Source organism: Rhizobacter sp. Root404 (assembly GCF_001425865.1).
GTDB lineage: Bacteria > Pseudomonadota > Gammaproteobacteria > Burkholderiales > Burkholderiaceae_C > LMDS01.
Genome location: NZ_LMDS01000004.1, coordinates 942,882 through 956,302, shown reverse-complemented (window position 1 = coordinate 956,302; position 13,421 = coordinate 942,882). Strand labels below are relative to the sequence as shown.

14 protein-coding genes are annotated in these 13,421 nt (G+C 70.2%); 3 read left to right on the top strand and 11 right to left on the bottom strand.

What is annotated here, in order from left to right:
- Positions 1 to 10 precede the first annotated feature (10 nt).
- Positions 11 to 1,693 carry an ExeA family protein gene (locus tag ASC76_RS09080; RefSeq protein ID WP_056464983.1) on the bottom strand — a complete coding sequence of 561 codons (1,683 nt, stop codon included), beginning with the start codon at positions 1,691 to 1,693 and terminating at the stop codon, positions 11 to 13.
- A gap of 80 nt (positions 1,694 to 1,773) precedes the next feature.
- Here ASC76_RS09080 and ASC76_RS09075 point away from each other — a divergent pair, with 80 nt between their 5' ends.
- Positions 1,774 to 2,448 (top strand): glutathione S-transferase family protein, encoded by a 675-nt coding sequence (locus ASC76_RS09075; protein ID WP_056464982.1) that lies wholly within the window; start codon positions 1,774 to 1,776, stop codon positions 2,446 to 2,448.
- A gap of 10 nt (positions 2,449 to 2,458) precedes the next feature.
- Here the strand turns inward: ASC76_RS09075 and ASC76_RS09070 are convergent, their stop codons facing one another.
- The 6 genes from ASC76_RS09070 to ASC76_RS09045 form a co-directional block, all read right to left on the bottom strand.
- Positions 2,459 to 2,794, bottom strand: coding sequence for a hypothetical protein (locus ASC76_RS09070; RefSeq protein WP_056464981.1), 336 nt, complete (start codon positions 2,792 to 2,794; stop codon positions 2,459 to 2,461).
- Between the two features lie 87 nt (positions 2,795 to 2,881).
- Positions 2,882 to 3,727 carry an urease accessory protein UreD gene (locus ASC76_RS09065; protein ID WP_056464980.1) on the bottom strand — a complete coding sequence of 282 codons (846 nt, stop codon included), beginning with the start codon at positions 3,725 to 3,727 and terminating at the stop codon, positions 2,882 to 2,884.
- Complete coding sequence (locus tag ASC76_RS09060) at positions 3,727 to 4,197, bottom strand: nucleoside deaminase (RefSeq protein ID WP_056464979.1); 471 nt, start codon at positions 4,195 to 4,197, stop codon at positions 3,727 to 3,729. The genes ASC76_RS09065 and ASC76_RS09060 overlap by 1 nt, the downstream gene beginning before the upstream one ends.
- Positions 4,198 to 4,284: 87 nt before the next feature.
- The gene (locus ASC76_RS09055; protein ID WP_056467169.1) at positions 4,285 to 5,049 is read right to left on the bottom strand and encodes an ABC transporter permease; all 765 of its coding nucleotides are present in this window, start codon (positions 5,047 to 5,049) and stop codon (positions 4,285 to 4,287) included.
- 103 nt (positions 5,050 to 5,152) lie between these two features.
- The gene (locus ASC76_RS09050) at positions 5,153 to 5,977 is read right to left on the bottom strand and encodes an ABC transporter ATP-binding protein (RefSeq protein ID WP_056464978.1); all 825 of its coding nucleotides are present in this window, start codon (positions 5,975 to 5,977) and stop codon (positions 5,153 to 5,155) included.
- A gap of 8 nt (positions 5,978 to 5,985) precedes the next feature.
- The gene (locus ASC76_RS09045) at positions 5,986 to 6,960 is read right to left on the bottom strand and encodes an ABC transporter substrate-binding protein (protein WP_235580451.1); all 975 of its coding nucleotides are present in this window, start codon (positions 6,958 to 6,960) and stop codon (positions 5,986 to 5,988) included.
- Positions 6,961 to 7,231: 271 nt separating this feature from the next.
- Here ASC76_RS09045 and ASC76_RS09040 point away from each other — a divergent pair, with 271 nt between their 5' ends.
- Positions 7,232 to 8,233, top strand: coding sequence for an SGNH/GDSL hydrolase family protein (locus ASC76_RS09040; RefSeq protein ID WP_056464977.1), 1,002 nt, complete (start codon positions 7,232 to 7,234; stop codon positions 8,231 to 8,233).
- Positions 8,234 to 8,237: 4 nt separating this feature from the next.
- Here ASC76_RS09040 and ASC76_RS09035 read toward each other — a convergent pair whose 3' ends face one another.
- From ASC76_RS09035 to ASC76_RS09020, 4 genes are read right to left on the bottom strand one after another with little or no spacing between them, the layout of a single operon-like run.
- Positions 8,238 to 9,464, bottom strand: a complete 1,227-nt coding sequence (locus ASC76_RS09035; RefSeq protein WP_371262099.1) for a M20/M25/M40 family metallo-hydrolase — start codon at positions 9,462 to 9,464, stop codon at positions 8,238 to 8,240.
- A 5-nt stretch (positions 9,465 to 9,469) separates the two neighbouring features.
- A complete protein-coding gene (uraD, locus tag ASC76_RS09030) occupies positions 9,470 to 11,251 on the bottom strand; it encodes a 2-oxo-4-hydroxy-4-carboxy-5-ureidoimidazoline decarboxylase (protein WP_056464975.1) in 1,782 nt (593 codons plus the stop codon).
- A 23-nt stretch (positions 11,252 to 11,274) separates the two neighbouring features.
- Positions 11,275 to 12,213: an allantoinase PuuE gene (puuE, locus tag ASC76_RS09025; protein ID WP_056464974.1), complete on the bottom strand. Its 939-nt coding sequence runs from the start codon at positions 12,211 to 12,213 to the stop codon at positions 11,275 to 11,277.
- 12 nt (positions 12,214 to 12,225) lie between these two features.
- Entirely contained in the window at positions 12,226 to 12,969 is a 744-nt protein-coding gene (locus tag ASC76_RS09020; protein ID WP_082548946.1) for a GntR family transcriptional regulator, read from the bottom strand.
- A gap of 92 nt (positions 12,970 to 13,061) precedes the next feature.
- Between ASC76_RS09020 and uraH the strand changes: the two genes are divergently transcribed.
- The gene (gene uraH / locus ASC76_RS09015) at positions 13,062 to 13,415 is read left to right on the top strand and encodes a hydroxyisourate hydrolase (protein ID WP_056464973.1); all 354 of its coding nucleotides are present in this window, start codon (positions 13,062 to 13,064) and stop codon (positions 13,413 to 13,415) included.
- The last annotated feature ends 6 nt before the right edge of the window (positions 13,416 to 13,421 follow it).

Below are 13,421 nucleotides of genomic sequence, written 5' to 3'. Positions count from 1 at the left end.
CGGGTGATCCTCAGGGCGTCGGGGCGGCGCCGCGCAGGCGCGGTTCGTCGACGCCGGTCGCGCGGTTGAGCTGCATGAAGGTGGTCGGACCGGCGATGCCGTCGGCCTTGAGGCCCTGGGCGAGCTGGAAGGCGGAGACCTGCGACTTCCACTCCGAATCGCTGGCCGCGACCGGCAGGCCGTTGAGCGCCGCGAGCTGACGCGCGACGCCGGCGGCCGGCGCGCCGGAACCGGCGTCGATGACCTTGCCGGTCATGCCGGCCGGCACGCGCCAGAAGGTCGCGAAATCGCCGCGCCACAGGCTGGCCAGCGAAACCAGCTTGATCGTCTGGGCGGTCTCGCCGATGCGCAGCGTCGCGGTGTCGTTGCCCAGGCCGGTCAGCAGCGCATACACGGGGCGGTCGGTCTCGTCGCGCAACGTCACGATGCCGGGGCGATCGAGCTGGCGGATCAGCGCGAGCGTGCTGTTCGCGCTGCGGAAACACTGCAGCTGGCTGCGCTGCGCCACCGTGCACGGCTCGCCGTCCTCGAGCGTGACTTTCCAGGCGGGCGCCAGCTGCCGCCAGGCGTCGCGCTCGTCGCGAGTCAGGGTCTTGAATCGTTGCGGCAATTCCGCGGCGGTCAGGAACCCCTGGGCCGCGCCGTCAGCCGGCGCCGCGCTGGCGGCCGCGGAGGCGCCGGCCGTCGCGAGACGCGCCGCGGCAGAGGCGGCCGATGCGGACGGCGCGGCCGTGACGGCCGTCGACTCGCCGCGCGGCCAGCCGAAGGACACGACCAGCGCGATCACCGCCGCGCCGGCGCCGACCAGCGCGGCCGTGTTCCAGAACTGGCGCCGGTTCGCGGGCAGGTGGGCGCGCAGGCCGGCGCCCTCCTTGTCGAACACCTCGGCGCCGGCCTTGTCGACGATCGCGCGGTCGACCTGGCCCTTGCCGCTGGCGTACGCGCCCAACAGCGCGCGGTCGCACAGCAGGTTGATGCGCCGCGGCACGCCGCGCGAGAGTTCGTGGATGCGCTGCATCGACTTGGCGTCGAACGGCATCGCCACCGTCATGCCGGCGACCGACAGGCGGTGGCGGATGTAGCGCTCGGTCTCGTCCTCGGTCAGTGCGCCGAGGTGATAGCGCGCGATCACGCGCTGCGCGAGCTGCTCGAGCTCCGGCCTGGCCAGCAGGTCGCGCAGCTCGGGCTGGCCGATCAGGATGATCTGCAGCAGCTTGCGCTCGTTGGTCTCGAGGTTGGTCAGCAGGCGCAGCTGCTCCAGCACTTCGGCCGAGAGCATCTGCGCCTCGTCGATGATCAGCACGTTGTTCTGCCCGACCGCATGGGTCTTGAGCAGGAACTCGTTGAGCGGATCGAGGTAGTCCTTGACGGTGGGTTCCCCGCCGTGCGCCGGCGCCGGCTTCGGGATGCCGAACTCCTCGCACACCGACTGCAGCAGCTCGGGCACCGTGAGCTTCGGATTGAAGATGTAGGCGACGTTGGTGCGCCGCGGGATCTGCTCGAGGAAGCAGCGGCACACCGTGGTCTTGCCCGCGCCGATCTCGCCGCTCAGCAGCACGAAGCCGCCGCCGCCGTTCACGCCGTACAGCAGGTGCGCCAGCGCCTCGCGATGGCGCTCGCTCATGAACAGGTAGCGCGGGTCCGGCGCGATCGAGAACGGCTCGTGCTTCAGACCGAAAAAGGGCGCATACATGGGGGCCGAGAATACCGCGGGCACGGCACCAGCGGCCCGGTCACAATCCCGACCAGTCGAAAACCGGAGTGCCTCGCCCCATGCTGACCGTCCACCACCTGAACAACTCGCGCTCGCAGCGCGTGCTGTGGCTGCTCGAGGAGCTTGGCGTGCCGTACGAGATTCAGAAGTACGAACGCGACGCGAAGACGATGCTCGCACCACCTTCGCTGTTGAAGGTGCACCCGCTCGGCAAGTCGCCGGTGATCACCGATGGCGACGTGACCGTGGCCGAGACGGGCGCGATCGTCGAGTACCTGCTTGAGCGCTACGGCCAGGGCCGCCTGGTGCCTGCCGCCGGGACGCCCGAGAAGCGGCGCTGGACCTACTGGGTGCATTTCGCCGAAGGGTCGGCGATGCCGCCGCTGCTGCTGAAGCTGATCTTCGAGCGCATCAAGGTCACGCCGATGCCGTTCTTCGTGAAGCCGATCGCGCGCGGCATCTCGGACAAGGTGCTGGCCGCGATGGTCGAGCCGAACCTGAAGCGCCAGCTCGATTTCATGGAGGCGGAACTCGGACGCAGCGAGTGGTTCGCCGGCCCCGAGTTCAGCGCCGCCGACATCATGATGAGCTTTCCGGTCGAGGCGGCGGCGCAGCGCGCCGGGCTTGATTCAAGGCGGCCGAAGCTGATGGCCTTCCTGAAGCGCATCCACGCGCGCCCCGCCTACAAGCAGGCGCTGGAGCGCGGCGGCCCCTACAGCTTCGCGAACGACTGAGGTCGGGGCGTCAGAGCGCGCCCATCCGGTCGCGCAGCACGCTGGCGCCGTCGCGCTGGACGGGTTCGGCGGCCGGGCGGTGGCGGATGTCGGCCTCGCGCTCGCGCATGATCTCGGCGATCGTGCGCTTCTTCGGCGCGTCGGCGTCGGCCTCGTCGGCCGCGGCCACCAGCGCGCTCGCCGGGGGCCGGGTCGTCGGAGCGACGGCCTTCACCACCGGGCATGGCGTGGAGCGGATCACCAGGCGCCCGTCGATGCGGCACGGCTGGGCGGCGTGTGCCGCCGCAGCGCTCCACAGCAGCAGCGCGAGTGCGCCGGGGACGACGTAAGAGGTGGGCTTGTCCATGCCTGGAAGTCTAGGGAGCGGCCGCGCGGGGCGGGGCGCGCCGTCCGGTAACAGAGTGCGCCGTTCGCGCACGAAATCACATCCCGTTCAGGTGCGCCAGACCCGCGGCGTCGTCGCCGGCAGCTGCCAGGCCAGCTCGCGCCAGGCCGCGCGGATGCGGGTCAGCAGCGTCATCGCCGGCTCCACCCGCGGCGCGAGCACGCGCAGCACGACGATGCCGTCGTGCACGGCGGTCGCGCCCGCATGTGCCGCGAGCGGATCGGCCGACGCGGCGGCGCGCGCGGCCTCGAGCAGCGCTTCGCGGCGCGGCGCGGCGAGCGCGCCGCCGGCGGCGAACCAGACCGTGCCGAGCACGCGATGCCCGGCCCAGCCGAGCGGCGAGTCGAGCAGCAGCGAATCCGCCGCGTCGATCACGCCGCGTTCCAGCCAGCGCCGGGGCAGCGCGAGCGACTGCGTGAAGCGGCCGCGCACGAACGGCTGGTCGGCGTTGGGCAGGCCGAGCGCGAGCAGGTCCCAGCCGATCATCTCGGCCCCCGGCGCGAGATCGAAGCGCATCAGGTTTTCGGCGATGCAGCCGCTGTAGGCGATGGTCTCGAGCGGCAGCCACTCGAGGCGGGCACCGGCTGCCACGGTGGCGTGCAAGGCTTGGGTCGCCGGGGCGCCGGTGCTGCGGTAGAAGCGGGTCGCGCCCGGGGTCGTGATCAGCGCGTGCGCGTCGTCGCCGAGCGTCAACGTGATGGTCAGTGCATCGCCTCCCACCAGCCCGCCGGGCGGGTGCACGAGCACGTTGTGGCAGATCGAATCGCCTTCCGGATACAGGCTCGCGAGCACGCGCAGCGGGCCGTCGTGGCGGTCGTGGAGCACGGTGCGCGGCGCGCCCCGCAGTTCGTCGCGCCGATAGGCCAGCGTCAGCGCGCCTTGCCAGTGCGCCATCAGGCGGCCGCGTCGCGCTGCCAGAACGTGACGTGCAGCGCGGCGATCTCGGCCTCGACCTCGGGCACCGGGCCCCAGACGCGGATGTCCTTCTGGCCGGCGGCGAACACGGCACGGCAGGGCAGGTCGAGCGTGGCGTTCTCGGGATGGTTGCCGGTGAAGTCGAGCAGGCGGCGCTCGTCCATGCCGTAGACCAGCCGGCCGATGTGTGCCCAATACTGCGTGCCGGCGCACATGCAACACGGCTCGACGGTCGTGTAGAGCGTGCAGCCCCACAACTCCTCGGTCGTGAAGGCCTTCGAGGCCATGCGTGCGAGCACCGCCTCGGCGTGGTTGACCGAGTCGACGTTGCCCTGTTCGCTGAGCACCGTCTCGTGGTCGGGGCCGACCAGCACGGCGCCGAACGGGTGGTGGCCGTTCTCCAGCGCGCGGCGGGCGATCGCGTTCGCGGTGCGCAGGTGACGTTGCATCTGCTGCGGCGTGGGGTCGATGCCCGGGGGAGCCGGTCGGTTGGGGTTCACGGGTGGAGGCGGGGCTGGCGAAGCCTCAAGTCTGCATCAGGAATGCGCGCCCCGGTGCGCCCAGGCGGTGGTGCGCTTCTCGATCACCGCGAACAGCTCGTACATCGCCATCGCCATCGCGCCGACGACGACCAGGCCGGCGAACGCGAGCCCCATCTGCATCGACGAGCCGGCCGAGATCAGCAGGTAGCCGATGCCCTCGTTCGCCGCGGTCATCTCCGACACCGTGGTGCCGACGAACGCCAGCGTGATCGCGACCTTCAGCGACGCGAAGAAATACGGCATCGAGCGTGGCAGGCCGACCTTCATCAGCACGTCCCAGCGTCGCGCGCCGAGCACGCGCAGGACGTCCTCCAGCTCGGGTTCGAGCGTGGCCAGCCCGGTCGCGATGTTGACCGTGATCGGGAAGAACGAGATCAGGAACGCGGTCAGCACCGCTGGGCCGACGCCGATGCCGAACCACACCACCAGGATCGGTACGAATGCCGCTTTCGGCAACGCGTTGAACCCGGTCATCAGCGGGTACATCGCCGCGTATGCCATGCGCGAGCTGCCGATCACGAAGCCCAGCAACACGCCGACGACGATCGAGATCCCGAACCCGACCATCGTGACCCAGAACGTGCGCCAGGCATGGCCGGCGATCAGCGGGCCCTGCTCGATGATCTTGGCGATGATGGCGCTCGGGGCCGGGAAGATGAATTCGGAGATCGCGAAGCCGCGGCAGATCGCCTCCCACAGGATCAGCACGATGACGAGCAGCACCCAGGGGGCGATGCGTTCTTGTTGTTGTCGGGTCATTTGTTGGCGGTTGTGCGTCGGTCGGCGCGCCTTTGCGGCGAGCACCGGGGCTTTTCGGTGGAAGAGCCTCTGCCGGGTGCCGCCTGCCGCGACGCGCCGCAGCTCACGAGGCCAACTCCGGTGCCACCTTAGACAGAGGCTTGCGGATCGCCCCGATGTGCTCGCGCAGTTCGAGCACGATGTCGGTGAACTCCTTCGTGTACGTGAGTTCGAGTTCCCGTGGCCGCGGCAGCTCGATCACCCGCTTCGCGACGATGCGCCCCGGCGACCGGCTCATCACATAGACGGTGTCGGCCAGGAACACCGCTTCCCGCAGGTCGTGCGTTACCAGAATCACGTTGAACTGCTGCACCGCCTGCAGGTCGCGCAGGATGCACCACAGCTCCTCGCGGGTGAAGGCGTCGAGTGCGCCGAACGGCTCGTCGAGCAGCAGCATCTTCGGCTCGTGGATCAGCGCGCGGCAGATCGAGGCGCGCTGCTGCATGCCGCCGGACAGCTCCCAGGGAAACTTGTCCTCGTAGCCGCCGAGGCCGACGCTTTGCAGCAACTGGCGGCCCTTCGCCTCGTACTCGGCCCGCCTGGCGCGGAACGACGATCGGTACGGCTCGACGATCTCGAGCGGCAGCAGCACGTTGCCGAGCGTCGTCCGCCACGGCAGCAGCGACGACGACTGGAACGCCATGCCGGTGATCTTCAGCGGCCCGCTCACTTCGCGCCCGTCGATCAGGATCTGGCCCCGCGACGGCCGCTTCAGCCCGGTCGCGAGCTTCATGAAGGTCGACTTGCCGCAGCCCGACGGCCCGACGATCGCGATGAACTCGCCGCGCTCGACGGTCAGCGAGATGTCCTCGACCGCGAATTGCTGCTGCGCGAGGAGGTCCTCGTTGTAGGCCAGCCAGACCTTGGAGAAATCGACGAACGCAGGCATCGCGGCGCTTACTTCTTGGCGACCTTGAAGATGTCCCGATCCGCGGCGGGCGGCAGGAACGCGCCGTTCCAGATCGTCGCGCTGTCGACCCGCGCCTTGGTCGCGAATGCATCCGACACCTGGCTGCCCATCAGGCTCAGGCGCGGCGCCGAGATGTTGCCGAAGCCCTCGGCCTTCGCGTTCGGGGTCAGCACGGTTGCATCGAGCGCGAGCTTCAGGCGGCGCTCCTCGAGCGCGACGTCGACCAGGCCGTCGCGCGCCTTGACGGTCGCGATTGCCGCCTTCGGGTCCGCGATCACGTCCTTCATGCCCTTGGTGAACGCGCGCAGGAAGCCGCGCACCGCCTCCGGGTTCTTCTTCAGGAAGGCGTCCGAGACGATGATCGCGTTGCCATACAGCTTCACACCGAAGCTCGGATACGGCAGCACGACGATGTCCTCCGTCTTGACGCCGCGCGCCTCGAGGTTGAGCAGCGAGGTGAACGAGAAGCCGGTGATCGCGTCGATGTCGCCGCGCACCAGCATCGTCTCGCGCAGGCTCGGGTCCATCGCGGTCCAGGTCACGTCGGCAATGCCGTTGGCCTTCGCGAAGATCGGCCAGGCCTTGCGGCCGGCGTCGAACACCGGCGCGCCGAGCTTCTTGCCCTTCAGGTCGGCCGGGGTCTTGATGCCGGACTTCTTCAGCGCCAGCACCGCGGCCGGCGTGTCGTTGTAGACCATCATCACCGCGACCGGCTTCGGCGCGGTCGGGTTGTTGGCCTGGAACTCCATCAGCGCGGCCAGGTCGGCGAAGCCCATGTCGTAGGCGCCGGAGGCGACGCGCGTCACCGTGCCGCCGGAGCCGTTGCCGGCGTCGACCGTCACGGCCAGCTTCTCGGCCTTGAAGTAGCCCTTGGCCTCCGGCACCAGGAACAGCGCGGCCGGGCCCTCGAAACGCCAGTCGAGCTGGAATTTGACGGGCACGTCCTGCGCGCGGGCGGGCAGGACGGCGAGCGTGAGCGCGAACGAGAGGGTGGCGAACACGGCGCGGCGGGGTGAGGTGGTGATGAGGTTCAAGCGGGCTCCAGCGGGTGAATCGGGCAACGGCAGGGGACCATGCAAATTCTGTGCGCACCCGGAAGGTGCGCGCCCCGAGACGAACCCGCAGCCCGCACCACCCCCCGGCTTCGGGGGGAGCGGCGGGCCGGCCCCGATGGCGGCGCCGGGAGCGCGTGCTAATTTGGGCCGACAACGACAACCCCTCGTCAGGAGACCCATGAACCGCTCTTCCTTCCGCAGGCTGGTCACCGCCGGCGCCATCGCCCTGGCGACGCTGGCGAGCCTGCCGGCACACGCCGGCCCCTTCAGTGCGCTCTACGTGTTCGGCGACAGCCTGTCCGACGACGGCAACAACGCCCTCGCGATCGGCATCAACGCCGCGCAGGCGATCCCGAACAACGGCTATGTGCCGGCGCAGCCCTATGCCTCGGGCACCTACAGCAACGGCGCGGTCTGGGCCAACTACTACGCCAACCTGCTGGGCGTGCCGCTGACGGCGTCGCTCGCGGGCGGCGGTGACTACGCTTTCGGCGGCGCGACGACCGGCCCGGACCCGAGCGGCTTCCCGTACAGCCTGCGCACCCAGACGTCGCAGTACCTGGCGACCAGCGGCGGCACCGCGCAGGCCGACGCGCTGTACGTCGTCGCCGGCGGCGGCAACAACGCGCGCGCGGCGCTGACCGCGATCGGCGGTGGCGCGGACGCGGCGACGACCATCGCCGCGGCGGCGGCCGGCTTCGCGAACGACATCGGCCTCATCGTCGACCAGCTGCAGGCGGCCGGCGCGCAGCACATCGTCGTCTGGAACGCCCCGAACCTCGGCCTGGCGCCCGCGGTGGTGGCCGGCGGCGGCGCCTCGCTCGGGTCGTTCCTCGCAGGCGCGATGAACGGTGCGCTCGCGGCGCGGCTGAATGGCGAACTCGGCGTCAGCACCTTCGACCTGTTCGGATTGGGTGGCCAACTGGCGGCGAACCCGGGGGCGTTCGGCCTGGCGAACGTCACCGATGCCTGCGGCGCGGTCGCCGGCGCCGACTGCAGCACGTACGCCTACTGGGACGGCATCCACCCGACGACCGCCGCCCACCTGGCGATCGCCAACGCGATGTTCGCCGCCACCGTGCCGGTGCCGGAGCCCGAGACGTATGCGCTGATGGCCATCGGCTTGGTCGCGGTCGGCTGGGCCGCGCGCCGCCGCGCGAAGGTGTCGACGGTCGCCTGAGCCGTCAGCGGCTCGAAAGCAGATCGAACAGCGTGCGCGCGACCACCTTGGTCGCGCGCCGCAGGTCCTCGAGCACCAGGTGCTCGTCGGCGCGCTTTGCGTTCGACTCAAACACGGTGCGCGGCCCGGCGCCGTAGATCGCCGCCGGGATCCCCTGCTCGCAGTACAGCCGCACGTCGGTGTAGAGCGGCGTGCCCGAGGTCGGGATCGGCTCGCCGAACACGGCCTCGCCGTGCTTCTGCAAGGCCGCGACCAGCGGCTCGTTGCCGGGCAGCGGGCGCATCGCGTTGGCGAGCAGCAGGCGCTTGATCTCGACGGTAATGCCGGGGCGGCTGGCCGCCGCGTCCGCGATCACCTGGCGAATCGTCGCCTCGACCTCGGCCGGATTCTCCTCGGGGATCATCCGCCGATCGAGCCTGAGCACGACCTTGCCCGGCACGACGTTGGTGTTGGTGCCGCCCTCGATCCGGCCGACGTTCAGGTACGGGTGGGTGATGCCCTCGACCTTCGACGTGACCTGCTGGTAGAGCGTGTTCTGGTGGTACAGCGCGTTCAGGATCGCGACCGCGCCTTGCAGCGCATCGACGCCGGTGTGGGGGATCGCGGCGTGGGCCATCTTGCCGTGCACCGTCACTTCCATCTGCAGGCAGCCGTTGTGCGCGGTGACCACCTGGTAGGCGAAGCCCGCCGCGAGCAGCAGGTCCGGCTTTGTCAGCTTGTTGCGCAGCAGCCAGCCGGGGCCGAGCTCGCCGCCGAATTCCTCGTCGTAGGTGAAATGCAGCTCGACCGCGCCCTTCAGCGGCGCCTGCAGCGATTCGAGCGCGCGCACCGCGAAGGTGTAGGTCGCGAAATCGCTCTTGCTGACGGCCGAGGCGCGGCCGTAGAGCTTGCCGTCGACGATCTCGCCGCTGTAGGGGCCGTGGGTCCAGCCCTCGCCGGGCGGCACGACATCGCCGTGCGCGTTCAGCGCCACGGTGCGGCCGCCGTCCGCGTAGGGGCGGCGCACGATCAGGTTGGTCAGCGAGGTCAGGCCGTACGCTTGCACGTCCGCCTCGGGCACGGGGTAGGCCTCGGCCGCGAAGCCGAAGCCCTTCAGCAGTTCCGCGGTGCGCTCGGCGTGCGGCGCGTTGTTGCCGGGCGGCGTGTCGGTCGGCACCTGCACCAGGGCTTGCAGGAACTTCACTTCGTCGTCGAAATGCGCGTCGATCCACGCGTCGAGTTGTTCGTACATGTCGTTCATCCTTCGGTCAGCTGCTGCATCAGGTGCGCGAACGCCTCGACCGCCAGCTGCATGTCGTCGTTGGTGCTCGATTCGAGCGGGTTGTGGCTGATGCCGGCGTTCTGGCCGCGCACGAACAGCATCGCCTGCGGCATCGTCTCGTGCAGCTTCATCGCGTCGTGGCCGGCGCCGCTGGGCATGCGGAAGACCGGGAGCCCGGCGGCCTCGACCGCGCGTTCCCAGCGCCGCTGCCAGGCCGGGTCGCTGGGCGCGGCGGCGGCCCGCATCGTCTCCTCGATCGAATACGAGAGGCCACGCCGGTGGCAGATCGCCCGCAGCGCGGCCAGCGTGTCGTCGCCGCAGGCGTCGCGCACTTCGTCGGTGGTGGCGCGGATGTCGAGCGTGAACTGGCAGCGGCCGGGCACCACGTTGGTCGAGCCGTTCGGCACGGTCAGGATGCCCATCGTGCCGACCAGGTTCGGCTGCTCGGCCGCGCGCCGCTCGAGGAACAGCGCGAGCTCGGCGACCGCGGTGGCGGCGTCGCGGCGCGAGTCCATCGGCGTGGTGCCGGCGTGGCTCGCCATGCCGATCACCTCGCCGAGGTAGCGCACGCTGCCGTTGATCGAGGTGACGACGCCCAGCGGCAGGTCGAGCGCATTCAGCACCGGGCCCTGCTCGATGTGGACCTCGACGAAACCCTGGTAGCGCGCCGGGTCGCGCTGCAGCGCACGGATCGCCGGCAGGGTGGCGGGCAGGCCGGCGTGGCGCATCGCGTCGCGCATCGAGATGCCGTCGGCGTCGAGCTGGTCGAGCCAGGCCGGGTTGAAGTGGCCGGTGAGCGCGCCGGAGCCGAGGAAGGTCGCCTTGTAGCGCTGGCCTTCCTCCTCCGCGAAGCCGACGACCTCGAGGCCGTACGGCAGGCGCTTGCCCGCCCGGTGCAGTTCGCGCACGCAGATCATCGGCACGAAGATGCCGAGGCGCCCGTCGTATTGGCCGCCGTTGCGCACCGTGTCGTAGTGCGAGCCGGTCAGCAGGCGCGGGCGTTGGCGGTCGGTGCCGTGGTAGACACCGACGACGTTGCCGACCGCGTCGATCGTCACCTCGTCGAAGCCGCACTCGCGCATCCACGCCTGAAGTTGCGCGGCGCAGGCGCGGTGCGCGTCGGTCAGGTAGGTGACGGTGAGCTCGCCGCGCTCGGCGTAGCCGGGGTCGGTGTGGCGCGCGAGGATCTCGGCGCAGTCCCAGGCCTGGTTGCCCAGTGTCGGCTCGACGCCGAACTTGTCGTTCAGCCGGATCTCGGCGATGCGGTGGATGTTGCGGATGCACTCCTCGCGCTCGTAATCCGGGTGGTGCCCGAGCCGGCGCTCGAAGGTCTCGATGATCTGGGCGCGCGTCAGCCCGGTGCCGCGGGGCCCGCGCACCGCCACCGTGAACGGGAAGCCGAAGCGGGCGTTGTAGGCCGCGTTGAAGTGCTGGATGCGCGCGAACTCGGCCGGCGAGCAGTCGGTCAGGCCGGCGCGGCTCTGTTCGCCGGTGGATTCGGCGGTCAGCGTCTTCGCGACCATCGCCTTGCCCGCCAGCTCCGGGTGGGCGCGGATCAGCGCGACCTGCCGGTCGACGCCGGCCCCGCGCAGCACCGTGACGAGCGCGTACTTCAGCTGCGCCAGCGTCGCGAACGGGCGCTTCGCGGCGGCCTGCTCGGCGATCCACGGCGAGTGTTCGTAGACGCCGTCGAGGGCCGCGGTGAACTCGGCCGGCGTGGCGCGGTTCAGTTGATCGAGCGTGAGCGGGGAAGCCATCTGTGTCTCCGAAAGGTCGGGTGTCACGGCGCCGGATGGGTCGCGGCCCAGTGGCGGGCGATGTCGATGCGACGGCAGATCCAGACCCGGTCGTGTTGCTGCACGTGATCGAGGAAGCGCTGCAGCGCCTTGAAGCGCCCCGGCCGGCCGAGGATGCGGCAGTGCATGCCGATGCTCAGCATCTTCGGCCGGTTTTGCCCGTTCGGGTCGCCTTCTTCATACAGCACGTCGAACGCGTCGCGCAGGTACTGGAAGAAGTGGTCGCCGGTGTTGAAGCCCTGCATCGACGCGAAGCGCATGTCGTTGGTGTCGAGCGTGTACGGCACGACCAGGCGCGAGATCGTGCTGCCGTCGCTCTTCTCGACCGGCATCCAGAACGGCAGGTCGTCGCCGTAGTAGTCGCTGTCGTACTCGTAGCCGCCGTGGTCGGCGACCAGCCGCTTGGTGTTCGGGCTGTCGCGGCCGGTGTACCAGCCGAGCGGCCACTGGCCGTTCGTCAGGTCGCGGATGATCTGCGTGCCGAGCTCGATGTGGCGGCGCTCGCGCGCCTCGCTCATGTGCTGGTAGTGGATCCAGCGGTACGAGTGGCAGGCGATCTCGTGGTCGAGGTCGACGAAGGCCTGCGTGAGCTCGGGGTTGCGCTGCAGCGCCATCGAGACGCCGAACACCGTCAGCGGCAGCCCGCGCTTCTCGAACTCCTTCAGGATGCGCCAGGCGCCGACACGGGAGCCGTATTCGTACATCGACTCCATCGACAGGTGCCGCATCTCGAACGCCTGCGCGCCGATGATCTCGGAGAGAAACGTCTCCGATGACGGATCGCCGTGCAGCACGCAGTTCTCGCCGCCTTCCTCGTAATTCAGCACGAACTGGACGGCGATCTTCGCGTCGCCGGGCCAGCGCGCGGCCGGCGGGTTGCGGCCGTAGCCGATCAGGTCGCGCGGATAGTCTTTGGTCATCATCGAGGGGTTCCTCTAGCGCCCGGCGGGCAGCAGCACGGCGCCCAGATCGGGCGTGCGCGGATCGAGCCGCAGGTTGCGCTCGACGTTGTGCAAATGGGCTTCCATCAGTTTCACCGCCGCACGCGCATCGCGCCGCGCCAGCGCGTCGACGATCGCGACATGCTCGCTGGCCGAATGCTCGGCCGAGTGCGCCGACTGGTACATCAGCGCGATCAGCGAGCAGCGCGAGACCAGGTCGCCGAGCATGCCGGCCAGCACCTCGTTGCCGAGCATGCGTGCGATCACGACATGGAAGTCGGCGAGCAGGCGCGTGCGGCCGGACACGTCGGTGCGCTGCACCGCTTCGGACTCGGCCTTCAGGTGCGCGCGCAGCTCGGCGATCTGCGCATCGCTCAGTTCGGTGGCGGCGCGCCGGATCATCGCGGCCTCGAGCATGTTGCGCGCCTCGAAGACCTGCTTGGCCTCCTCGATGCCCGGCTCGGCGACGCGCGCGCCGCGCGCCGGCTCGAGCGTGATCAGGTGGTCGCGGCTGAGCTGCATCAGCGCCTGGCGCACCAGCGTGCGCGAGACCTTGAACACGTCGGCGATCTTCTGCTCGGCCAGCTTGGTGCCGGGCATCAGGCGGCGCTCGACGATCGCGGTGGTGATCGAGTCGGCGATCCGCTGGGTCAGGTTGTCGGCCGCGGGCTCGGCCGCGCGCGCGGCTTGCGAGCGGCTGCTGCGGATGACTTTCAGCTTCGGTGCGGGGGAGGCCATGCGCGTTCGGACAAGACTTGCTTTGTGGGGCAAAGTGTATACACTTTTGCGGGCGCGGCAAGCGCTTTCTTGACCCCACACCGAGGATCGCCATGGGCAAGCTCACCACCCACGTGCTCGACACCGCCAACGGCTGCCCCGCCGCCGGCATGGCCGTCGCGCTCTACCGCGTCGAGGCCGGCGGCCCGGTGCTGCTGCAGCGGATCGTGCTCAACCACGACGGTCGGGCCGACAGTCCGTTGCTCGAGGGCGCGGCGTTCGTGCCGGGGCGCTACCGGCTGGTGTTCGGCGTGGCGGACTACTTCCGGCAGCGGGGCGCCACCTTGAGCGAGCCGCCGTTCCTGGACGAGGTGCCGCTCGATTTCGGGCTCGCGACGGTCGGCGCGCATTACCACGTGCCGCTGCTTGCCAGCCCGTTCGCGTACTCCACGTACCGCGGCAGCTGAGCGCGG